The 20,912-nt window shown below is 73.7% G+C and carries 16 protein-coding genes; 11 read left to right on the plus strand and 5 right to left on the minus strand.

Annotated features, from left to right (window positions below):
- The first annotated feature begins 43 nt into the window (after positions 1-43).
- Positions 44-2,392 (plus strand): glycoside hydrolase family 3 N-terminal domain-containing protein, encoded by a 2,349-nt coding sequence (locus ABZ490_RS15880; protein ID WP_358989633.1) that lies wholly within the window; start codon positions 44-46, stop codon positions 2,390-2,392.
- A gap of 6 nt (positions 2,393-2,398) precedes the next feature.
- Here ABZ490_RS15880 and ABZ490_RS15885 read toward each other — a convergent pair whose 3' ends face one another.
- Positions 2,399-3,430 (minus strand): substrate-binding domain-containing protein, encoded by a 1,032-nt coding sequence (locus ABZ490_RS15885; RefSeq protein ID WP_358989635.1) that lies wholly within the window; start codon positions 3,428-3,430, stop codon positions 2,399-2,401.
- The gene (locus ABZ490_RS15890) at positions 3,427-5,607 is read right to left on the minus strand and encodes an RICIN domain-containing protein (protein WP_358989636.1); all 2,181 of its coding nucleotides are present in this window, start codon (positions 5,605-5,607) and stop codon (positions 3,427-3,429) included. Before ABZ490_RS15890 ends, ABZ490_RS15885 begins: the two co-directional genes overlap by 4 nt.
- A gap of 305 nt (positions 5,608-5,912) precedes the next feature.
- Here ABZ490_RS15890 and ABZ490_RS15895 point away from each other — a divergent pair, with 305 nt between their 5' ends.
- From ABZ490_RS15895 to ABZ490_RS15905, 3 genes are all read left to right on the plus strand, one after another.
- Positions 5,913-8,135: an MMPL family transporter gene (locus tag ABZ490_RS15895; protein WP_358989637.1), complete on the plus strand. Its 2,223-nt coding sequence runs from the start codon at positions 5,913-5,915 to the stop codon at positions 8,133-8,135.
- 155 nt (positions 8,136-8,290) lie between these two features.
- A complete protein-coding gene (locus ABZ490_RS15900; RefSeq protein ID WP_358989639.1) occupies positions 8,291-9,583 on the plus strand; it encodes a histidine kinase in 1,293 nt (430 codons plus the stop codon).
- Positions 9,580-10,236, plus strand: coding sequence for a response regulator transcription factor (locus tag ABZ490_RS15905; protein ID WP_358989641.1), 657 nt, complete (start codon positions 9,580-9,582; stop codon positions 10,234-10,236). Before ABZ490_RS15900 ends, ABZ490_RS15905 begins: the two co-directional genes overlap by 4 nt.
- Positions 10,237-10,264: 28 nt before the next feature.
- Here ABZ490_RS15905 and ABZ490_RS15910 read toward each other — a convergent pair whose 3' ends face one another.
- On the minus strand, positions 10,265-10,705 hold the full coding sequence (locus ABZ490_RS15910; protein ID WP_358989643.1) for an Lrp/AsnC family transcriptional regulator: 441 nt from the start codon (positions 10,703-10,705) through the stop codon (positions 10,265-10,267).
- Positions 10,706-10,785: 80 nt separating this feature from the next.
- Between ABZ490_RS15910 and ABZ490_RS15915 the strand changes: the two genes are divergently transcribed.
- Genes ABZ490_RS15915 through ABZ490_RS15925 form a run of 3 tightly spaced genes read left to right on the plus strand, consistent with a single transcriptional unit; the run spans position 10,786 to position 12,656 of the window.
- On the plus strand, positions 10,786-11,517 hold the full coding sequence (locus tag ABZ490_RS15915; protein WP_358989644.1) for an AzlC family ABC transporter permease: 732 nt from the start codon (positions 10,786-10,788) through the stop codon (positions 11,515-11,517).
- Positions 11,510-11,836 carry an AzlD domain-containing protein gene (locus ABZ490_RS15920; protein WP_358989646.1) on the plus strand — a complete coding sequence of 109 codons (327 nt, stop codon included), beginning with the start codon at positions 11,510-11,512 and terminating at the stop codon, positions 11,834-11,836. The genes ABZ490_RS15915 and ABZ490_RS15920 overlap by 8 nt, the downstream gene beginning before the upstream one ends.
- Before the next feature lie 28 nt (positions 11,837-11,864).
- Entirely contained in the window at positions 11,865-12,656 is a 792-nt protein-coding gene (locus ABZ490_RS15925) for a thioesterase family protein (RefSeq protein WP_358989648.1), read from the plus strand.
- Between the two features lie 574 nt (positions 12,657-13,230).
- Here the strand turns inward: ABZ490_RS15925 and ABZ490_RS15930 are convergent.
- Positions 13,231-14,442, minus strand: a complete 1,212-nt coding sequence (locus ABZ490_RS15930; RefSeq protein WP_358989650.1) for an MFS transporter — start codon at positions 14,440-14,442, stop codon at positions 13,231-13,233.
- A gap of 281 nt (positions 14,443-14,723) precedes the next feature.
- Between ABZ490_RS15930 and ABZ490_RS15935 the strand changes: the two genes are divergently transcribed.
- The 4 genes from ABZ490_RS15935 to ABZ490_RS15950 all read left to right on the plus strand — a co-directional run bounded on the left by ABZ490_RS15935 (position 14,724) and on the right by ABZ490_RS15950 (position 19,525).
- The gene (locus tag ABZ490_RS15935; protein ID WP_358989652.1) at positions 14,724-16,070 is read left to right on the plus strand and encodes an NAD(P)-binding domain-containing protein; all 1,347 of its coding nucleotides are present in this window, start codon (positions 14,724-14,726) and stop codon (positions 16,068-16,070) included.
- Positions 16,067-16,951: an SDR family oxidoreductase gene (locus tag ABZ490_RS15940; RefSeq protein ID WP_358989654.1), complete on the plus strand. Its 885-nt coding sequence runs from the start codon at positions 16,067-16,069 to the stop codon at positions 16,949-16,951. Before ABZ490_RS15935 ends, ABZ490_RS15940 begins: the two co-directional genes overlap by 4 nt.
- Positions 16,948-18,369 carry an aldehyde dehydrogenase family protein gene (locus tag ABZ490_RS15945; protein ID WP_358989656.1) on the plus strand — a complete coding sequence of 474 codons (1,422 nt, stop codon included), beginning with the start codon at positions 16,948-16,950 and terminating at the stop codon, positions 18,367-18,369. The genes ABZ490_RS15940 and ABZ490_RS15945 overlap by 4 nt, the downstream gene beginning before the upstream one ends.
- Before the next feature lie 79 nt (positions 18,370-18,448).
- Positions 18,449-19,525 carry an AraC family transcriptional regulator ligand-binding domain-containing protein gene (locus ABZ490_RS15950; protein WP_358989658.1) on the plus strand — a complete coding sequence of 359 codons (1,077 nt, stop codon included), beginning with the start codon at positions 18,449-18,451 and terminating at the stop codon, positions 19,523-19,525.
- Positions 19,526-19,548: 23 nt separating this feature from the next.
- Here the strand turns inward: ABZ490_RS15950 and ABZ490_RS15955 are convergent, their stop codons facing one another.
- Complete coding sequence (locus tag ABZ490_RS15955) at positions 19,549-20,877, minus strand: TRAM domain-containing protein (RefSeq protein WP_358989660.1); 1,329 nt, start codon at positions 20,875-20,877, stop codon at positions 19,549-19,551.
- Positions 20,878-20,912 lie beyond the last annotated feature (35 nt).

A 20,912-nucleotide genomic window follows, 5' to 3' on the forward strand; every position in this document is an offset into this window, starting at 1 on the left:
GGGGCGCCGGCCCTCCTCGGCATGCCCCAGAACGGAGTCGTGCATGACGACCACCACGCCGGACCCCTCTCAGCAGCTCTCCCCGGCGCGCCCCTGGACGGACACCGCTCTCCCGGCCGGCGCGCGCGTCGAGGCGCTGCTCGCCCGCCTCACCCTGGAGGAGAAGGTCGCCCAGCTCAGCAGCACCTGGGAGGACGTCGAACCGGCCGGCCCCGAGGTCGCGCCCGGCACCAGTCTCTTCGGCCGCGTCGGCGACCTCGACGAGACGGCCCGGCACGGCCTCGGCCAGCTCACCCGCCCCTACGGCACCCTGCCCCGGCCCGCCCTGGAGCACGCCCGGCTGCTCGCGGCCCGCCAGCGGCAGATCATGGCGCAGAGCAGATTCGGCATCCCGGCCATGGCGCACGACGAGTGCCTGACCGGCTTCACCGCGTACGGCGCCACCATCTACCCCACCTCGCTCGCGATGGCGGCCACCTTCGACCCGGCGCTGATCCACCGGGTCGGCGCGGCGATCGGCGCCGACATGGCCGCGGCCGGGGTCCACCAGGGCCTCGCCCCGGTCGTGGACGTGATCCGCGACTACCGCTGGGGGCGCTGCGAGGAGACGTACGGCGAGGACCCGTATCTCGTCGGGGCGATGGGCGAGGCGTATGTGCGGGGCCTCCAGGGCGCCGGGGTGTACGCCACGCTCAAGCACTTCGCCGGGTACTCGGCGTCGACGGGCGGCCGCAACCACGCCCCGGTCGGCATCGGTCCCCGTGAGCTGTACGACGTGATCCTGCCGCCGTTCGAGCGGATCGTGGCCGCCGGGGTGGGCTCGGTCATGAACTCGTACGCCGAGATCGACGGCGAGGCGCCCGCCGCGAGCCGCCGGCTGCTGACCGGGGTGCTGCGCGAGGAGTGGGGCTTCGAGGGAACCGTCGTCTCGGACTACTGGTCGCTGCCGTTCCTGGTCGACGCGCACCGGGTGGCGGCCGATCTGGCGGACGCCGGGGCGCGGGCGCTGGGGGCGGGCCTGGACGTCGAACTGCCGGACCAGCGCGGCTTCGGCGCGGCGCTCGTCGGGGCCGTACACGCCGGGACTGCCGACGAGGCGGACGTCGACCGGGCGGTGCGCCGGGTGCTGCGGCAGAAGCTCGCGCTCGGGCTCCTGGACGCCGACTGGGACCCGGAGCCGCCCGCCCTGCGCGCGGGAGAGCTGGACCTGGACAAGCCGGAGAACCGGCGGCTGGCGCATGCGGTCGCCGAGGCGAGTGCCGTGCTGCTGGCGAACTCCGGCGGTCTGCCGCTGCCGTCCGCCGGGCGGATCGCCCTGATCGGGCCGTGCGCCGACGACGTCCGTACGATGTTCGGCTGCTACAGCTTCCCCAACCATGTCCTCTCCGACCGCGAGGACCTCGGCAACGGCGTCGAGGCGGTGTCGCTGCGCGCCGCGCTGGCCGCCGAACTGCCCGGTGTGGACTGGCGGTTCGCCCAGGGCTGCCCGGTGCGGGAGCCGGACCGGTCGGGGATCGCGGGCGCGGTCGCCGAGGCCGCCGGCGCGGATGTCGCCGTGGTGGTCGTCGGCGACAAGGCCGGGATGTTCGGCATCGGGACCTCGGGCGAGGGCTGCGACGTGGAGGATCTGCGGCTGCCCGGGGTGCAGGAGGAGCTGGTGGAGGCGGTACTGGCGACGGGGACGCCGGTGGTGCTGGTGGTCGGCAGCGGGCGGCCGTACGCCGTGGGGCGGTTCGCCTCCGGTGCGGCGGCCCTGGTGCAGGTCTTCCTGCCGGGTGAGGAGGGCGGCCCCGCGGTCGCCGGACTCCTGTCGGGCACCGCGAACTTCAGCGGAAAGCTGCCGGTGCAGATTCCCCGCACGCCCGCGGGGCAGCCGTACACCTATCTGCACCCGCCGCTGGGCGACCGGCAGAGCTGGCTGTCCAACCTCGACCCGACGCCCGCCTTCCCCTTCGGGCACGGGCTGTCGTACACGACGTTCGGCGTCGACGGACTGGCCGTGGACCGTGACCGGGTGCCCACGGATGGGCGGTTCACGGTGTCGGTGCGGGTGCGCAACACCGGGCCGCTGGCCGGTGCGGAGACGGTCCAGCTGTACGTCACCGACCCGGTCGCCCAGGTCACCCGGCCGGTGCGGGCGCTGCTGGGCTTCGCCAAGGTCGTGCTGGAGCCGGGCGAGGAGGCCACGGTCCGCTTCGAGGTGCACACCGACCGGCTGGCCTTCACGGGGCTGGACGGCCGGCGGATCGTGGAGCCCGGCGAGATCCTGCTGTACGCCGGGTCCTCCAGCGGGGACACCCCGGCGCACGGGAGCCTGCGGCTCGTGGGCGAGCAGCGGGACCTGTCCGCCGTACGGCGGCACGACGTGCCGGTGACGGTCGTACGGGGCTGACGCCGCTCAGGTGCTGCGGGGCCCGGACGTCGAGGTCCGCAGCACCAGTTCCGTCGCCAGTTCGATGCGCGGGGAGGCGGGCGGGCGGCCCTCGGCCGTCTGGAGCAGGACCCGGGTCGCCTCGCGGCCCAGCTCCTCGAAGGGCTGGCGCACCGCGCTCAGCGGCGGGCAGGCCATGGCCGCCACCAGGGTGTCGTCGAAGGACATCACCGCGAGGTCGTCCGGCACGCGCAGTCCGTGCTGCCGGGCGGCCTCCAGCACGCCCAGCGCCTGTGCGTCGCTGGCGGCGAACACGGCCGTCGGCGGCCGCTGCGCGCGCAGGATGTGCAGGGTGGCGGTGAGCGCCTCGTCGTAGTCGAAGTCGGTGGAGCGCACGAGGGCCGGGTCGTAGTCGATGCCGGCCTCCTCCAGTGCGGCGCGGTAGCCGTGCAGCCGCGCGGAGCCGGCCAGCGAGTGGGAGCGCCCGGCGACCATGCCGATCCGGCGGTGCCCGAGGCCGAGCAGATGCTGTACGGCCTCGCGGGCACCGCTCCAGTTCGTGACGCCGATGCTCGGGATGTCCGGGGACGGGGCGCTGAGCGGGTCGACCAGCACCACCGGCAGCCGCTGCTCGACGATCCGGCGCTGGTCGTCCTCGGCCAGCATGGAGATCACGATGACCAGGCCTGCGGCGCCGAGCGCCACGCACTCCTCGAGCCACTGGGAGATCGACCGCCGGCCCGTGGTGCCGGTGATCACGTCGATGCCGAGTTCACCGGCCGCCTCCACGATCCCGCGGACGACCTCCAGCGTGTAGGGACCGGAGAGGTCGCGGAACACGGCGATGATCTGCCGTGGCGCCGCGGCCTCCCGGTCCCAGGAGCGGACATAGCCGTGCCGGTCCAGCAGTTCCTCGACCCGGGTGCGGGTCGCCGCGCCCACGTCGCGGCGCCGGTGCACCACTTTGGAGACGGTGCTGAGCGAGACGCCCGCTTCCTGGGCGATGTTCGTCAGCAGTCCGTACTGCGCGTCCAGCCGGCCCTTGTCCGAGGTGGTCACTGTGTCTGTCGGCTCCACTTCTGGGTGGCGTTGCCGAGCGGCGTCCACAGCTGGACCGGGGATCCGTTGGCGGTGCCCCAGCCGGTGACGTCCACGGCGAGACCATTGGAACGGTTGACGACCGTTCCGTCCAGACGGAACGACCACTTCTGGCTGGACCTGCCGTTGCAGGCCCACAGGATCAGCTTGGTGCCGGCGGTGGTGCCGTCCGCGTTCGCCGCCAGGCACTTCCCGGAGATCCGCAGCTCACCGGCGGTGGTCTGGGTGATCGTCTGGTTGGCGTTGCCGGAGCAGGTGTAGATCTGCACCTGGACGCCGGTCTGTCCGTTCGGCACGTCCAGGCACTTGCCGGAGTTGGTGCCCTTCAGCGTGAAGGAGGCGTCGGTGGGCAGCGGGTCCTGGACGAGCTGCCAGTCCTGGGAGCCGTCGTCGGCCGAGGCGGCCAGGGTGACCGCGCCGCCGGCGGTCGCGCCGGTCAGGTAGAGCGAGGTGTTCTTGGCGGAGCGGAGCTTGTGGAAGCCGCTGGTGGAGGAGGCGACGAGGGTCCAGCGCTTGTCGGTGGCGTCGTCGTCGACCCACTGGGCGAGCTTCTGCCCGGCGGTGGCGGCGCCGGTCCAGACGGCCACCGCCCGGCCGCCCGCCTTGTTCAGGAGGGTGACGTCGGAGCCCTTGGACTGGGTGTGCCAGCGCTGGGTGTCGTCCGAGGAGTTCACGGCGGCCGTGACGAGGTCGGCCACGTTCCCGGTGAGGTTCGCGTCCTGCGTCTTGCCGCTCGCCGGGCTGAGGGCCTGGCCGGTGAGACGGTTGACCAGGGAGTAGTAGGCGCCGTCGGAGCGGCCGAGGTCGACCTCGGCGTACTTCACGGGTCCGACGCTGCCGCCGCTCCAGGAGGCCTGGAGGATCAGGACGCGTCCGGTGCCGTCGACGTACTGGAGGTCGCGGCTGTATCCGCCGGCGATCGGGGTCTGGTACTGCTTCCAGGTGCCGGTGCTCGTGCCGGACTCGTTGACCCAGACACTGCCGCTGCCGGACGCGTTGTAGGCGATCCGCCCGTCGGGCATCGGGAGGAGGACCGGGCTGCCGCCGGTGGAGAGGGTGGCGCCGCCGGAGGGCACGGGCAGCGAGGTGATCGCCGCGTCGGTGGCCGAGAAGAACGTCAGCGGGTCGTCGCCGAGGCGGTAGCGGACGTTGGTGCCGCCGCCCCAGTACTCGTACGTCAGCAGCCACTTGCCGTCGGTGGTCGGGGCGATCGTCGTCATGCCGGGGCGGCCGCCGCCGATCTCCGTCTTGCCGCCGTTGCCGACCGTGCCGCCCGGCACGTCGACGACCGGCGTGCTCCAGGCGCCGCCGCTGCCGTCCCAGGTCCGGTGGACGAGGATCTGGCCGCGTGAATCCGTCGCCGTGTCGTTGTCCGGGTCGAGGACCGGGACGCCGGTGGCGGTGTCGTAGCCGGTGTAGTCGTTCTCGTCGGAGTAGTAGGCGATCAGCTTGCCGCCGCGGGCCATCAGGTGGGGTTCCCACACCGGGTCCTGCTCGGCGTGGGTGTTGGCCGCCGAGATGTTGCTCCCGCCCCCGCCCTGCCATCCGCCGGCTGCGACGATGGTGCGGAAGCTCCAGGTCGCCCCGTCGTCGGTGCTGGAGTACAGGGCTATCGCCACGTCCTCGCGGTCCCCGTCACCGGTCGGCGTCCAGGCGGGGTCGGCGGCCTTGTGCTCCCGGTAGTAGGCGTCGTCGCCCGACACCACGCTCGCCAGCAGCAGCGTGCCGGCGCTCAGGGTCCCCACGTCCTGCGGGAGCACGTAGAGATACGGATTGGTCCAGTTGCTCGTGTACTTCGCGTACTGCGCGTCGCCCGAGAGATACGCGGGCGCCTTGACGTCGGCCAGTTTCTGCCAGGTGGTGCCGTCGTCGTCGCTCTTGTAGACGGGGAGCGTCTGCCCCACCGGGTCGCCCTGGCTGTTCTCGAAGGACGCCACGATCCGGCCGCTCGGAAGCTGGGCCGACTTCGGGTAGAGAACACAGGGCTTCTTGTTGCAGGAAGCGGCATTGTCCGCCACGTACAGATTCGAGGGACTCGGCTGGTACGCCGACGCGCCGGATGCGGAGGCGATGGCGAACGCCACCCCCATGCCGGTGGCCGTCGCTGCCGCGAGAGCCTTTCTTGCCCATTTCTTCATGAATACCGAAACCCTTTCGCGCCCCGCTGCCCAGGGAATACGAATGCGGCTCATTGCGTGTCCCGAGGCGGCTGGGAGTCAGTATTGGGACGCGATACGGCTGTGTCACGAGCCCCCTTCCGAAAGAGTTTCGCAGGGAGGCGGGCACGGGGAGTTGACTCCGTCGTACCGGTACCGCGGTACCGGATTCCCCGGCGGATTCGGTCCCGTGGTGCCGGAAGGGCGCGGAATTGCGCTCCTAGCGTGGGCCCGGGGCCGATCGGTCCCTGTCCCCCGTACCGAGCCCTCCTGGCGGGAGTACTTCCGTGGCCACCTTCCTCTACCGTCTCGGCCGGCTGGCGTTCCGGCGACGACGACTGTTCCTGATGGCGTGGATCGTCGTGCTGGCCGCCGTGGGCGTGGGCGCCGGCCGTGTCTCCGGCACCACGACGGACGACTTCACGCTGCCCGGCACCCAGTCCCAGAAGGCGATCGACCTGCTGGGGAGGGAATTCCCGCAGGCCTCGGCCGGCGGCGCGACGGCCCGGGTGGTGTTCGAGGCGCCCGCGGGGCAGAAGCTGACCTCCGCCGCCCACCAGGGCGAGATCGCGGCGCTGGTCGCCGAGTTGACGGCGGCGCCGCAGGTGGCGAGCGTCTCCGAGCCGTTCACGAGCGGGCTGGTGAGCGAGGACGGCACGATCGCCTACACCCAGGTCACCTACAAGGTGCCGAAGGCCGATCTCACCGACGCCGCGCACGACGCGCTGGAGAAGGTGGCGCGGGAGGGCGAGGAGTCGGGGCTGACCGTCAGCATGGGCGGCAACGCCGTGCAGGAGAAGGCGGGCAGCAAGGCGGCCGAGCTGATCGGACTCGTCGTCGCCGCCCTCGTCCTCGTGATCACCTTCGGCTCGATGATCGCCGCCGGTCTGCCGCTGGTCACCGCGATCGTCGGGGTGCTCGCCGCCCTCCTGTGCATCACCGTGGCCACCTCGTTCGTGGACATGGCCTCGGCGTCCTCGACGCTGGCGCTGATGCTGGGGCTGGCCGTCGCGATCGACTACGCACTGTTCATCGTCTCCCGCTACCGCGACGAGATCCGCCAGGGGCACGCGCCCGAGGAGGCCGCCGGGCGGGCCCTGGGCACCGCCGGTTCGGCCGTGGTGTTCGCCGGGCTGACCGTGATCATCGCGCTGGCGGGGCTGAGCGTGATCGGCATCAAGATGCTCACCAGCATGGGGCTGGCCGCCGCGTTCGCGGTCGCCGTCGCCGTGGTCATCGCGCTGACGCTGCTGCCCGCGGCGCTCGGTTTCGCCGGGATGCGGATCATGAAGGGGCGGCTCACCAGCGCCCGCCACCGGGCGGAGGAGCGCGGCGAGCGCGAGGCGATGGGCGTGCGCTGGGGCCGGTTCGTCACCCGCAACCCGGTGCGGATGCTGGTGGTGTCGGTGCTCGGGCTCGGTGTGCTGGCGCTGCCCGCGACCGGTCTGCGGCTGACCCTGCCCGACGACAGCATGGCCTCGCCCGGCTCCACCCAGCGGATCGCCTACGACACCCTGAGCAAGGCCTTCGGGCCCGGCTTCAACGGGCCGCTCACCGTGGTCGTGGACGCCCGCGACAGCGACGACCCGAAGCGGGCCGCGCAGGACGCGTACGCGATGCTCGGCACGCTCGACGACATCGCCACCGTGCGCCCCGCGGCCTTCAACGGGGCCGGGGACGTGGCGCTCATCGGCGCGATCCCCAGGAGCTCCCCGACCAGCGAGGCCACCCAGGACCTGGTGACGGAGATCCGCGACCACGCCCCGGCCCTGCGGAAGGACACCGGCGCCGATCTGATGGTCACCGGCACCACCGCCGTGAACATCGACGTCTCGCGGAAGCTGGGCGACGCCATGGTGCCCTACCTGGCCATCGTCGTCGGCCTCGCGCTGATCCTGCTCCTGCTGGTGTTCCGCTCGGTCCTCGTCCCGCTCAAGGCCGCGCTGGGCTTCCTGCTCAGCGTGGTCGCCACCCTGGGCGTGCTGGTCGCGGTGTTCCAGTGGGGCTGGCTGAAGGACGTCTTCGGCATCGACCAGACCGCGCCGATCGTCAGCGTCCTGCCCATCCTGCTGATCGGTGTCGTCTTCGGACTCGCCATGGACTACGAGGTGTTCCTCGTGACCCGAATGCGCGAGGAGTACGTCCACGGGGCCGAGCCGGTCGAGGCGGTCGTCGCGGGCTTCCGGCACGGGGCCCGGGTCGTCACCGCCGCCGCCGTCATCATGATCTCGGTGTTCGCGGGCTTCCTCCTCGACGACGTGGCCCTGGTCAAGTCGATCGGGCTGGGCCTGGCCTCCGCGGTCCTCTTCGACGCGTTCGTGGTCCGGATGACCATCGTCCCGGCGGTGATGGCCCTGGTCGGACGCCGGGCCTGGGCCCTGCCGAAGTGGCTGGACCGGATCCTGCCGGACGTGGACGTGGAGGGCGAGAAACTGCGCCACGTCCTGGAGTCCCGCGACACGGCCGCCGGTGACCGGCCCTCGGTGCCGGAGCCGAGCGGCCGGAACTGACCTGGCACGCCGATCCGTGCCGGCCGGTGTCGTGGTCGTACGATCCCCACCTCGGCGGCGGTCGGTGTGCCGGCCGTCGCTCGAAGCCCCGTCCGCCGGTCCTCTCCCCCCGGGACCGGCGGACGGCCCCGCCTGCACCGTGAAGGGCGCGTCCCGTGACCGCATCACCAGCCCCCGCCCGACCCGTCGGGCGGCCCCGGCTGCCCGAGCCGCTGACGAGCGACCCCGAGCAGCGGGTGATCGCCTCGCTCGTCACCCGCGCCACCGCCGTGAAAAGGGCGGACCTGGCGCACCCCCGGTACCGGCGCTGGGGCGTGCCCGCCCTGTGCGCGGCCCTCGGCCTGCCGTCCCTGCTGAACCCGGCCAACACCGCCGCCCTGCCGACCCAGCTGGGGCTGCTCGTCGCGTTCTGCGTACCGCTGCTGTGGCGGGAGCGGTTCCCGGTCACGGTGTTCGCCCTGACCACGGCCGTGTCCGCGGTGGCGCTCGGCGTCGGCACGTTCAACGGGGCCGACGCCGCCCGGGCCATCGCGCTGTTCAACGTCGGCCGGCACAGCTCGCCGCGCCGGCTGGTCATCGCCCTCGCGGTGACCGTCGTCCAGCTCGTCGCCTGGGCGACCGTGTACTGGACCGGCGGTCAGCTGGAGCGGGTGACCCGGCCCGAGGTGGTGACGGCGCTCGCGATCGCGGCGGTGTGCGCGTTCGCCGGTCTCGGGCTGGCCGGGCGCATGGTGGACGTCGTGGTGCAGGGGCTGGAGAAGGAGCGCGACCAGCAGGCCCTGCTGGCGGCCGCTCGGGAACGCGCCCGGGTCTCCCGGGAGATGCACGACATCCTCGGCCACACCCTCGCCGTCGTCGTCGGCCTCGCCGACGGCGCCGCCGCGCTCGCCCCACAGCGCCCCGAGCGCGCTGCGGAGACCCTGCGGATCATCGCCGAGAGCGGCCGGGACGCCCTCGGTGAACTGCGCCGGCTGCTCGCGGTCATCGGCGCCGAGGACGCTCCGCACGGGGACGCCCCGCACGGGGACGCCCCGCTCGCCCCGCAGCCGGGCCTGGCCGACCTCGACGCGCTGCTGGAGCGGTTCAGGGCGGCGGGCCCGACCGTCGCCCTGCACACGGGAGGAGACCCGGCCGGACTGTCCCAGGGGCTCCAGCTCGCCGTGTACCGGATCGTCCAGGAGGCCCTCACCAACACCCTCAAGCACGCCGCGCCCGACACGTCCGTCACCGTCGCCCTCACCACCGGTGACGTCGTGCGCGTCAGCGTCGAGGACACCGGCCCGGCCCGCCCCGCGCCCACGCGCGGCGGCGGCCAGGGGCTGGTGGGCATGCGCGAGCGTGCCGCCCTCTACCGGGGCGAGGTCACCTCGGGCCCCAACGCGCACGGCGGCTGGAGCGTCCACGCCCGTCTCGTCCCCACCACGCCTCTGGAGAACCGCCCGGCATGACCACCGTCCTCATCGTCGACGACCAGGCCCTGCAACGCCTCGGCTTCCGCATGCTGCTGGAGGCCCAGCCCGACATGGCGGTGGCCGGAGAGGCCGCGAGCGGCAGCGAGGCCGTCCGGCTGACCGCCGAACTGCGCCCCGACGTCGTCCTGATGGACGTCCGGATGCCCGGCATGGACGGCATCGAGGCGACCCGCCGGATCGCCGGGTCCGGGGGCCGTTCCCGGGTCCTCGTGCTGACCACGTTCGACCTCGACGAGTACGCCTACGACGCGCTGCGCGCCGGGGCCAGCGGGTTCTTCCTGAAGGACGCGCGCCCCGACGAACTCGTGGTCGGCATCCGTGCCGTGGCCGCGGGCGACTCCGTCATCTCGCCGGGCGTCACGCGCCGGCTCATCGACACCTACACCAGCCGGCACGCCCGCCGTACCCCCGCGCAGGAGCGCCGGCTCGACGACCTCACCCCCCGGGAACGCGAGGTCCTCACCGCCCTCGCGGGCGGCGCCACCAACACCGAGATCGCGGAGGCCCTCCACCTCGCCGAGTCCACCGTGAAGTCCCACGTCAGCCGGATCCTCACCAAGATCGGCGCCCGGGACCGGGTCCAGGCGGTGATCTTCGCCTACGACGTGGGCCTGGTCCGGCCCGCCTGACGGTCGCCACAGACCCCGCGGACGGCCGCTACGGGGCCGGCTTGATCGTCTTCATGGTGAAGTGCGAGGTGACGTTCCTGATCCTGGGGATGGTCATGACCCGCCGGCTCAGGAACTCCTCGTACGCGGGCAGATCGGCGACGGCCACGCGGACGAAATAGTCGGGGCTGCCGAACAGCCGGCGCAGTTCGAGGACCTCCTCGGCCTGCGCGAGGGTCTCCTCGAAGCGCTCGACGGTCGCCGCGTCCTGCGCCTCCAGGCTGAGGTCGATCAGCACCTCGAAGGAGCGGCCCACGGAGGCGGGGTCGATCACCGCCCGGTAACCCCGGACGACCCCGTCGGCCTCCAGCCGCTGCACCCGGCGCAGACAGGGGCCGGCGGTCAGCCCGACCCGCTGGGCCAGCTCCACGTTGGTCAGCCGCCCGTCCCGCTCCAGCTCGGCAATAATTGCTCGGTCGATGGTATCCACAAGGGGAATATTGCATGGAAGAGAGGTCACCGAGCAATATTCGCAACCATGTGGCGCGGCTTCTGCGGGACCATGGATCCGTGCCCCACGACATGCTCACCCCCTCCCTCGCACCGCCCCCGGTCACCCGCCGGACCCAGGTGACCCTGGGCGTCCGCGACTCCTTCTCGGCGGGCCTCGGCATCTTCCCGCTGGGCATCGCCCTCGGACTGCTGGTGATGCAGGCGGGCCTGCCCTGGTGGCTCGCCCCGGCCCTGTCCCTGGCCACGTTCGCCGGCTCCCTGGAACTGCTGCTGGTGGGGATGGTCGCCACGGTCACCCCGCTCGCCGCGGTCGCCCTGACCGTGCTCGTGGTGAACTTCCGGCATGTGTTCTACGCCTTCTCCTTCCCGCTCCACCTGGTCAGGCACCCGGTGGCGAAGGCGTACTCGGTCTACGCGATGATCGACGAGGCGTACGCCGTCAGCGCCTCACTGCCCGAGAGCGAGCGCTCCGCGCCCCGGCTGCTGGCGATGCAGATCGCCTGCGAGACGTACTGGGTGGGCGGCGGACTGGTCGGGATCGCCCTCGGCGCGGCCCTGCCCGGCCCGGTCGAGGGGCTGGAGTTCGCGCTGTGCGCGCTGTTCACCGTGCTCACCCTGGACGCGTTCCGCTCGCGCGCGGAGCTGCCGTCGCTGCTCCTCGCGGGCGCGAGCGTCACCGTCGCCCTCGTGCTGACCCCGGGCCTGGCGATGTTCACGGCACTGCTGCTGTTCGTCGCGCTGCTCCTGGTCCGCCACCTCGTCACGACCCGGAGGGCCGCCGATGCCTAACACCCCATACCTCCTCGCCGTCCTCGCGATCTCCTTCACGATCACCCTGGCGCTGCGCGCCGTCCCGTTCGCCGTGCTGGGGCGGCTGCGCGACTCGGCGGTCGTGCGGAGCCTGGCGGTGTGGATGCCGGTCGGCATCCTGGCCGTCCTCGCCGTGACCGCGCTGCACGGCACGGTCACCACCGACCCGGGCGGTACCCGGTACGCGCCGCTCGCGGTCGCCGTCACCGCGGCCGTCCATCTCGCCTTCGGGCGCCGCACGATCCTCAGTGTCGGCGCCGGGACGGCCGTGTACGTCCTCCTGCTCAACACGCTCTGATCCGCCGACCCGCCGGGAGAACCGCCCGTTGAACGCCGACAGCTACTTCGAGCCGATCGACGACCACCGCTACCAGCCGACGCCGCACGTGGGCGGCGCCTGGGACCCGGACGAGCAGCACTTCAGCCCGCTGGGCGGACTCGTCGTCCACGCGCTCGACCGGCACCGGGCGGCCGGACCGGACGACGGCCTGCTGCTCTCCCGGATCAGCTACGACATCCTCGGCCGCCTGGCCCTCGACACGTGCGAGATCCGGGTGGAGACCGTCCGCCCCGGGCGGACCATCACCCTCCTCGAAGCGGTGGTGACCATCGCCGGACGACCGGTCGTGCGGGCCCGCGCCTGGTACCTGGCCGCCCTCGACACCGCCGCGGTCGCGGGCGGACCCGAGGACCGCCCCGCCCCGCCGGAGTCGCTGTCCTCCTGGCCCATGTCCGAGGTCTGGCCCGGCGGTTACATCGCCTCCCTCGACGTCCGCCCGGCGGCACCCCCGCGGCCCGGCCGCACGACCGCCTGGATCTCCACTCCGCTGGCCCTGGTCGCCGGGGCCGCCGTCGGCCCGCTCGCGTCGTACCTCGCACTGGTCGACACCGCCAACGGCATCGCCGTACGGCAGCCGCCGACCGCGTGGATGTTCCCGAACGTCGATCTGACGGTCCATCTGCACCGGCAGCCGCGGGGCCGGTGGACGGGCCTGGACACCACGGTCGCCTTCGGCCCGACCGGCCAGGGCCTCACGAGCACGGTCCTGCACGACATCGACGGACCGGTGGGCTCGGCCCAGCAGATCCTCACGGTCCGGCCGCTGCCGGGGATGTGAGACGGCGGCGGGCCCGGGACCGGGGAGGCCGAGTCGGCGTTCCCGCCGGGGCACTGCGGGGCGGCTGGGGGGCGGGCCGGCGCAGCCGGGCGCGGGACGGCGGGCGGCTGCCGGGCGCGGGCGCGGGCGGCTCAGCCGGGCGCGGGGCGGCGAGCGGTTGCGGGGCGAGACGGAGAGCGGCTGCGGGGCGCGGACAGCGCAGCCGAGCGCGGGGCAGCGGGCGGCGAGCGGCTGCGGGCGGCTGCGGGGCGAGACGGAGAGCCGCTGCGGGGCGCGGACAGCGCAACCGGGCGCGAGGCAGCGGGCGGCTGCGGGGCGAGACGGAGAGCCGCTGCGGGGCGCGGACAGGGCAACCGGGCGCGAGGCAGCGGGCGGCTGCGGGGCGAGACGGACAGCGGCTGCGGGGCGCGGACAGCGCAACCGGGCGCGAGGCAGCGGGCGGCTGCGGGGCGAGACGGAGAGCGGCTGGGGGGCGCGGACAGCGCAACCGGGCGCGAGGCAGCGGGCGGCTGCGGGGCGCGGACAGCGGGCCTCATGGGAGCCGGCCCGGACCGGTGCGCGGGCAGGGGTCCGGTTACGGGGACGGGACGCCGTCGGTCCGGAAGAAGGGTGCTGTGGTCAGCAGGGCCAGGGCGAGTGCGGCGGGGATCGCGTAGGCGACGCGGAAGTGGCCCGTCGCCCCCAGTCCCCCGCCGGCGCCGGCTCCGACGAGGACGCCGACGTAGTTGAAGACGTTGAGGCGGGCCAGCACCGTCTCGGGGGCACCGGGCCGCAGCCGGCCGGCCGCCGCGACGCACAGCGGCGTCAGGGCGGCGCCCCCGAGGCCCGCGCAGCATGCCGCGACGACCGCGTACGGCCAGCTCGGGGCCGCCGCCAGAGCGGTCAGGGCGACGGCCGCGAGCAGGGCGGCGGCGCGGACCACGGCCACCGGCCCGATCCGGCGGACCAGGTGATCGGCGCTCGCCCGGCCGGTCACCGTGCCCGCCTGGTAGGCCGCGTACGCGAGCGGCGCGGCCGCCAGGGACGCGCCGAGGGTCTGGTGCAGGTAGGCGGTGGACCAGGCCGAGACCGTGGAGTCGACGACGTAGGCGACGAGGAGGACGACACCGAAGGGGACGAGCCGCGCCCACACCCGCCGCCCCGGGACCTCCTCGGCCACCGCCGGACCGTCGTCCGACGCGGCGGGCGGCGGCGGGAGGGCATGGCGGCGGACGGTCAGCGCCAGGAGGGCCACCAGCACGGCGTGCGCGCTCAGGACGTAGGTGACCGGCCCGCCCAGCCGGGAGACGCCCGCCGTCAGCAGCGCGGCCACCACGCCCGCGGCGCTCCAGGCGGCGTAGAAGGAGGAGAGGATGCTGCGCCCGTAGAGGCGTTCGACGGTGGCCGCGCGGGTGTTGACGGACACGTCGACGGCGCCCAGCGCCAGCCCGAAGAGGACGTAGGCCACCGAGGCGGCGGCCCGGCCGGGTGCCCACGCCACGGACAGCAGGGCCGCGGCCGCGGTCAGTGCCGCCGCGCGCATGACGGGGACGGCGCCGAGGCGGCGTACGGCGGCCAGCCCCAGGAAGCTGCCGGCGCCCGCGGCCGAGGTGAGGGCGACGGTGAGCGCGGTCATCGCCAGGGCCGACAGACCCAGCCGGCTCTCCACGGCGGGCACGGTGGTGGACACGGCGGCCACCGCCGCGCCCTGGGCGGCGTACACGGTGGCCGTGACCCGGCGGGCCCCCGCGAGCGGGTCCCTTCCGGCCGGCCGGGGCGGAGCCGTCGCTCCGGCGGTTGCGGTCATGGGGACCCTCTTCCTGTCACGGACCGTGGCCGGACCGGCGTGCGCGAACGGGAGCAACCGTAGGAACGCGGACCGGCGCGGCGGAGGACGCCGGCGGCCACACCGAGGACCCTGGCGGCCAGGAACCGCGGGCCGGGCGAGGCCGGGCCGCGCCGGGCCGGGCCGGTCGGCGGCACTGGCCGCCACGGTCCCCTTTGTGGCCGCACGGGCCAGTCCGCGGGCGGCCCCGCGCCGCCTACGTTCCTCCCACGCCGAACGTGGCGACGAGAGGAGGCGGACTCGTGAAGAAGTCCGAGGACGACACGTGTGTCATCGGTGCGGGACCCGCGGGACTGGCGGTGGCACGGGCACTAGCCGAGCGGCGGCTTCCGTGCACGCACATCGAGCGGCACACGGGGCCGGGCGGCCTGTGGGACATCGACAACCCGGGCGGCCCGATGTACGAGTCGGCGCATTTCATCTCCAGCAGGACCCTCTCGGGCTTCGGCGGCTGGCCGATGCCCGACCACTTCGCCGACTACCCCTCGCGACAGCAGGTGCTGTCGTATCTGACGTCCTTCGCCGACGCGTACGGGCTGACGGAGCGGATCGAGTTCGGCACCGCGGTCCGGGACGTGGCGAAGAACCCGGACGGCACCTGGACGGTCACCCGTGCCGACGGGCGCACCAGCCGGCACGGGCAGGTCGTGGTGTGCACCGGCTCGCAGTGGCACCCCCACACCCCTGAGATCCCGGGGGACTTCAGCGGCGAGATCCGGCACACGATCGGCTACCGCAGCGGCGACGAACTGCGCGGCAGGCGGGTGCTGGTGGTCGGCGCGGGCAACTCCGGCTGCGACATCGCCTGCGACGCGGCCCGCACCGCCGACCACGCCGAGATCAGCATGCGGCGCGGCTACTGGTTCATCCCCAAGCATCTGTTCGGCAGGCCCGTGGACACCCTCGAAGGGGTCGGTCCCCGGATGCCGAAGTGGCTGGAGCAGAAGCTGTTCGGCGCCCTCCTGCGGATCGTCGACGGCGATCCACGCCGCCTCGGCCTGCAGAAGCCGGACCACAGGCTCTTCGAGACCCATCCGACGGTCAACTCGATGCTGCTGCACCATCTGCGGCACGGCGACATCACCGCGCGGCCCGGCATCGTGCGGGCCGAGGGCCGTACCGTCCACTTCACCGACGGCAGCAGCAACGACTTCGACCTGATCCTGCTGGCGACCGGCTACGTCCACAAAGTGCCCGTCGCACAGCGCTACTTCGGCGACGAGCAGCACCCCGACCTGTATCTGTCGTCGTTCTCGCGCCAGCACGAGGGGCTGTTCGGCGTCGGCTTCGTCGAGACCAACTCCGGTGCCTACCGACTGTTCGACGCCCAGGCGCAGTTGATCGCCGGTTTCGTACAGGACTCCCGCCGGGGCGGGCCGAACGCCGAGCGGTTCGCCCGGATGATCCGGGGCGACCGTCCGGACCTCTCCGGCGGCCTGCGGTTCGTGGACTCCCCGCGCCACACCGGTTACGTCGACAGCGCCGCGTACACCAAGTACCTCACGAAGGTCGCCGCCGCCATGGGCTGGCCCACCGAGGGCCGCCCCCCGGCACCCGTCGGCCGCGGCAGCAGGGAGGCCGTGGCATGAGGGGCTACGACTGCACCGGCAAGGTGATGCTGGTGACCGGTGGCGCGGGCGGCATCGGCAGCGCGCTGTGCCGGCGGTTCGCGCGCGACGGCGCCGTGTGCGTCGTCGTCGACCTCGACGGTGAGCGGGCGCGGCGGGTCGCGGACGGCCTGCCCGGCGCCGGTCACCTCGGTGTCGGCTGCGATCTGCTGGACCGGGCGGGGGTCGCCGGCCTCTTCGCCCAGGTCGCCTCCGTCTTCGGCCGCCTCGACGTGCTGGTCAACAACGTCGGCATGACCAGCACCGAGCGGTTCGACGTGCGCGGGGTGGAGAGCATCGAGCGGGAGATCGACCTCAACCTCCTCTCCCCGCTCGTCGCGACCCGGCTCGCCCTCCCCCTGCTCAGGGCCTCCGCCGACCCCCGGGTCATCACCACGGTGTCCCTGGCGGGCATCTTCCCGCAGGGCGAGACCCCCATCTACGCGGCGTCGAAGTTCGGGCTGCGCGGTGCCATGCTGTCCATCGCCCTCGACCTGGGCGACAAGGGCATCCGGGTCGGCTCGGTCCTGCCGTCGGCCACCGACACCCCGATGCTGCGGCAGGAGGCCGTCGACGGCGGCAACTCCCTTCAGTTCCAGGACCCGCCGCAGCAGCCGTCCGACGTCGTCGCCGCGGTGGTGAGCATGCTCGACCGGCCACGGCTGGAGGCGTATCCGCGCCCCGGCGAATCCCGTCTGGTCCGCTGGTCCATGCTGGTGCCGAACCTCCTCCCCCGGCTCCTCCCGCTGTTCCGCCGACGCGGCGAGCGCGGTCTGGCCCGGTACCTGGAGGACCTGCGCCGCAAAGGACTGGCCCGGCAGATCGACGGCCGCTGGGAACTGGTGGAGGAGGCCCGGCCATGACCCCGGAACCGGACGACCGCCTGCTCACCGTCGTCAACCCGGCCACCGGGGAGACGCTCGACACCCTGCCCGCCGCCACCGCCGAGGAGGTGGACCGGGCCGTGGACCGGGCCCACCGGGTCCTCGACAGCGGGGTGTGGGCGGGCCGGCCGCCCAGGGAGCGGGCCGCGGTCCTGCTGCGCCTCGCCGACCTGATGGACCGCGACGCCGAGATCCTGGCCCGCCTGGACTGCGAGGACGCGGGCAAGCCCGTCACGGAATGCCGTACCGGCGACGTGCCCGCCGCGATCGAGTCGATCCGCTGGTTCGCGGAGGCGGCCGACAAGGTCTTCGGCCGTATCGCGCCCACCGGCCACGACCATCTCGGCCTGATCAGCCGGGAACCCGTCGGGGTGGTCGCCGCCGTCCTCCCCTGGAACTACCCGCTCGCCATGGCCGCGTGGAAGGTCGGCCCGGCCCTCGCGGCGGGCAACAGTCTGCTGCTCAAACCCGCCGAGGCCACCCCGCGCTCGGCCCTGCACCTGGCACGGCTGGCGACGGAGGCGGGACTGCCGGACGGCACTCTCACCGTCCTGCCCGGCCATGGCCCGCGGGCCGGCCGGGCACTCGCGCGGCACCCCGGGATCGGCGCGCTGTCGTTCACGGGCTCGACGGCGACCGGGCGGCGGATCCTGGCCGATGCCGCGGAGACCAACTTCAAGCGGGTCTCCCTGGAGATGGGCGGCAAGAGCCCCCAGGTCCTGATGCCGGACGCGCTGGACTTCGGCGCCGATCTCATCGACGACATGATCGAGGCCGCGTTCCTGACGACGGGACAGAACTGCACGGCCGGCTCCCGGATCCTGGTCCACGAGGACATCGCCGCCGAGGTCGTCGCACGGTTCACGGCCGCCGCCGGGGCCCTGGCCGTCGGTGACCCGGCCGAGCCCGGCACCCGGACGGGACCGCTGATCAGCAGGGCGGCACGGGACCGGGTCGCCCACGCCGTGGCCGCGGCGGTCGACGCCGGAGCCGTGGCCCACACCGCCGGGCTGCCGGCCGGGCTGCACCCGCGCGGGGCCTACTACCCGCCCACGGTCGTCACCGGCGCCCCCGACGGCAGCGCGGTCCTCACCGAGGAACTGTTCGGCCCCGTGGTCACCGTCCAGACCTTCACCACCGAGCAGGAGGCGATCCGGACGGCGAACGCCACCCCCTACGGCCTCGCCGCCTCCCTGTGGACCCACGACCTCGACACCGCCTTCCGCCTCGCCCGCGGCATCCAGGCCGGCGTGGTCTCCGTCAACGCCTACAGCGAGGGCGGCATCACCGCGCCGTTCGGCGGCTGGAAACAGTCCGGATTCGGCGGGGCGGAGCGGTCCACCGACGCCTTCGCCCAGTGGACCAGGGAGAAGACGGTGTGGATCCGCACCCGCTAGCCGGGCCGCATCCGCCGGCCGGGCCGCACCCGGACGTGCCTGCCTAGAGTGGTCGCCAGTACGGCCCTGGAGAGAAGCCATGCCCGACCCACCCCGCCCGGAGAACGGCACCACGCGCAGCACCTCGGCGACGATCTCCCCGAACATCCTGCGCTACCTCAGCCGGATCACCGGTGAGTACGGCGTCGATCTGCGCCCCGAGCTGTCGGCCGTGGGGCTCACCGAGACCCTGATGCGCTCGGCGGCCCTGCGTGTCTCCTACCGGCAGGGCAGTGCGGTCATCCGACGCGCCGTGGAGCTGACCGGTGACGAGAACCTGGGTCTGCGGGTCGGGGCCGCACAGCACCTCACCGCGTGGGGCCTCCTGGGGTTCGCCATGCTCGCCGGCGACACCCTCCAGGTGGCCATCGAGACGGGTGTGCGGTTCCAGAACGTGTCCGGGGCCATGACCGTCTGGTCGGCCGGCCGGGAGGGCGCCGACTACGTGGTGCGGGCCGACCTGCCGGACCCGGTGCTCGATCCGGGCGTGGGCGTCTTCCTGGTCGAGGAGGCGTTCTCCAGTGTCGTCACCCTGGGCCGCCTCGCCGCGGGCGGCGGCCTCACACCGCAGGAGGTCGCCTTCGCCTTCCCCGCCCCGCGCGATGTCGGGCCGTTCCGCGACCTCTTCCGCTGCCGCCTGTCCTTCGGTGCCGACCGCAACCGGATGGTGGTGCCGCAGACCTGGGTCAACCGGCCGATGCCGGGCCGCGACCCCACCACCTACGCCTCGACGCTCGACCTGCTGGAAGCGCAGATGGCCTCGCGGCGGCGGCAGCAGGATCTCCTGGAAGTGCTGGAGATCTCCGTGGCGCAGTGCCTGCCGGTGGTCCCCTCCTTCGCCGAACAGGCCCGCAGGCACGCGTCCAGCGAACGCACCCTGCGCCGCCGCCTGGCCGACTGCGGCACCTCCTACGAGGCGATCGTCGAGGGTGTCCGCCGCGAACGCGTCGAGCACCTCCTGCGCCGCCCGCACCTCACCCTGCGCGAGGTGGCCCGCCAGGCGGGCTTCTCCGACGAACGCGCCCTGCGCAGAGCCGTCCACCGCTGGCACGGCATGGCCCCGCTGCAACTGCGCGAGGGCTTCCGCTCCGGAGAGGGCGGCCCCCGGCCGACGTGAGCCGCCCGCCCCCGGGAAGCGGGTCAGGAACCCTTGGCGGCGGGCTCCAGGATCGCCACGCACTCCACGTGATGCGTCATCGGGAAGAGGTCGAACGCCCGCAGCGTCCGCACCCGGTACCCCCCGTCCCGGAAGTACCCCAGGTCACGCGCCAGGGCGGCCGGGTCGCAGGCGACGTAGGCGATCCGGCGGGCGTCCAGGGAGACCAGGTGTTCCACCGTGGCGCGGCCCGCTCCGGCGCGGGGCGGGTCGAGGACGATCAGGTCGACCTCGGTGATGCCGGTGCGCGGCAGTACGGATTCGACCTTGCCCTGTTCGACGCGGACCCGCGGGAAGTCCGCGAGGTTGTGCCGGGCGTCCTCGACCGCGCGCTTGCCGGACTCGATGCCGAGGACCGCGCCCTTCTCGCCGAGGCGGTCGGCCAGGGCGCCCGCGAAGAGGCCGACGCCGCAGTACAGGTCGAGGGCCGTGTCGCCCTTGCGGGGCAGCAGGCCCTGCATGACGGCGGTCACCAGGGTGTCCGCCGCCTTCGGGTGGACCTGCCAGAAGCCACCGCTGCCGACCCGGTGGGTACGGCCGTCCGCGCGCTCGCGGACGAAGGGGCGGCCGTGGACGCGGTGCACGCCGCCGTCCTTCTCGCCGACCCGCATGACGGAGACCGGACGGTCCAGTTCCACGATCGGCAGCCGGGCGCCCGGCTTCGGGGTGAGGATCACCTGGCGGTCCTGCGAGCCGGTCGCCGCGATGGCCTCGACCGTCGCCATCCCGCTCCAGTCGCGCTCCTCGATGCCGAGTTCGCTGACGCCCTCGGCGGCGATCATGCAGTGGTCGATGCGCTCCACGTCGTGCGAGCGGTGCCGCCGCAGACCGGCGTGGCCCTCGGCGTCCACCGCGTACTGGACGCGCGTGCGCCACTGCGGCACCTGTCCGGAAGGCAGCTTGTCGCCCTCGGCCGGCATCACGGTGCCGTCCCAGCCGGCCTCCTCGGGGGTGAGGCCCGCGAGCCGCTGGAGCTGCTCGGCGATCACCTCGCCCTTGAGCCGCCGCTGGGCGCCGGGCTTGGCGTGCTGCCAGTCGCAGCCGCCGCAGCGGCCGGGGCCGGCGAAGGGGCAGGGGGCCTCGACCCGGTCCTTGGAGGCGGACAGGATCTCCACCGCGTCCGCGCGCAGGAAGCGGGCGCCCTCCTCGCCCTCGGTCACCCGGGCCACGACCCGCTCGCCGGGCAGGGCGTGCCGGACGAAGAGCACCTGGCCGGCGTCGGTGCGGGCGATGCAGTGGCCGCCGTGGGCGACGGGGCCGATCTCGACCTCGTACTCGTTCCCCACCAGGGTCTTCTTCGGTTCTGCCTGCATGGCGGGGTGACTCCACAACGTCGAACGAGGAACGG

Origin of the sequence: Streptomyces sp. NPDC005811, assembly GCF_040630405.1 — a bacterium.
Lineage (GTDB): Bacteria > Actinomycetota > Actinomycetes > Streptomycetales > Streptomycetaceae > Streptomyces.

What these genes read in the sequence shown, in the direction of transcription:
- ABZ490_RS15920 (WP_358989646.1), top strand. Translation starts at nt 11,510, where the DNA reads ATGCCTAACACCCCATACCTCCTCGCCGTCCTCGCGATCTCCTTCACG.
- ABZ490_RS15930 (WP_358989650.1), bottom strand. Translation starts at nt 14,442, where the DNA reads ATGACCGCAACCGCCGGAGCGACGGCTCCGCCCCGGCCGGCCGGAAGG.
- ABZ490_RS15955 (WP_358989660.1), bottom strand. Translation starts at nt 20,877, where the DNA reads ATGCAGGCAGAACCGAAGAAGACCCTGGTGGGGAACGAGTACGAGGTC.
- ABZ490_RS15880 (WP_358989633.1), top strand. Translation starts at nt 44, where the DNA reads ATGACGACCACCACGCCGGACCCCTCTCAGCAGCTCTCCCCGGCGCGC.
- ABZ490_RS15940 (WP_358989654.1), top strand. Translation starts at nt 16,067, where the DNA reads ATGAGGGGCTACGACTGCACCGGCAAGGTGATGCTGGTGACCGGTGGC.
- ABZ490_RS15950 (WP_358989658.1), top strand. Translation starts at nt 18,449, where the DNA reads ATGCCCGACCCACCCCGCCCGGAGAACGGCACCACGCGCAGCACCTCG.
- ABZ490_RS15890 (WP_358989636.1), bottom strand. Translation starts at nt 5,607, where the DNA reads ATGAAGAAATGGGCAAGAAAGGCTCTCGCGGCAGCGACGGCCACCGGC.
- ABZ490_RS15945 (WP_358989656.1), top strand. Translation starts at nt 16,948, where the DNA reads ATGACCCCGGAACCGGACGACCGCCTGCTCACCGTCGTCAACCCGGCC.
- ABZ490_RS15905 (WP_358989641.1), top strand. Translation starts at nt 9,580, where the DNA reads ATGACCACCGTCCTCATCGTCGACGACCAGGCCCTGCAACGCCTCGGC.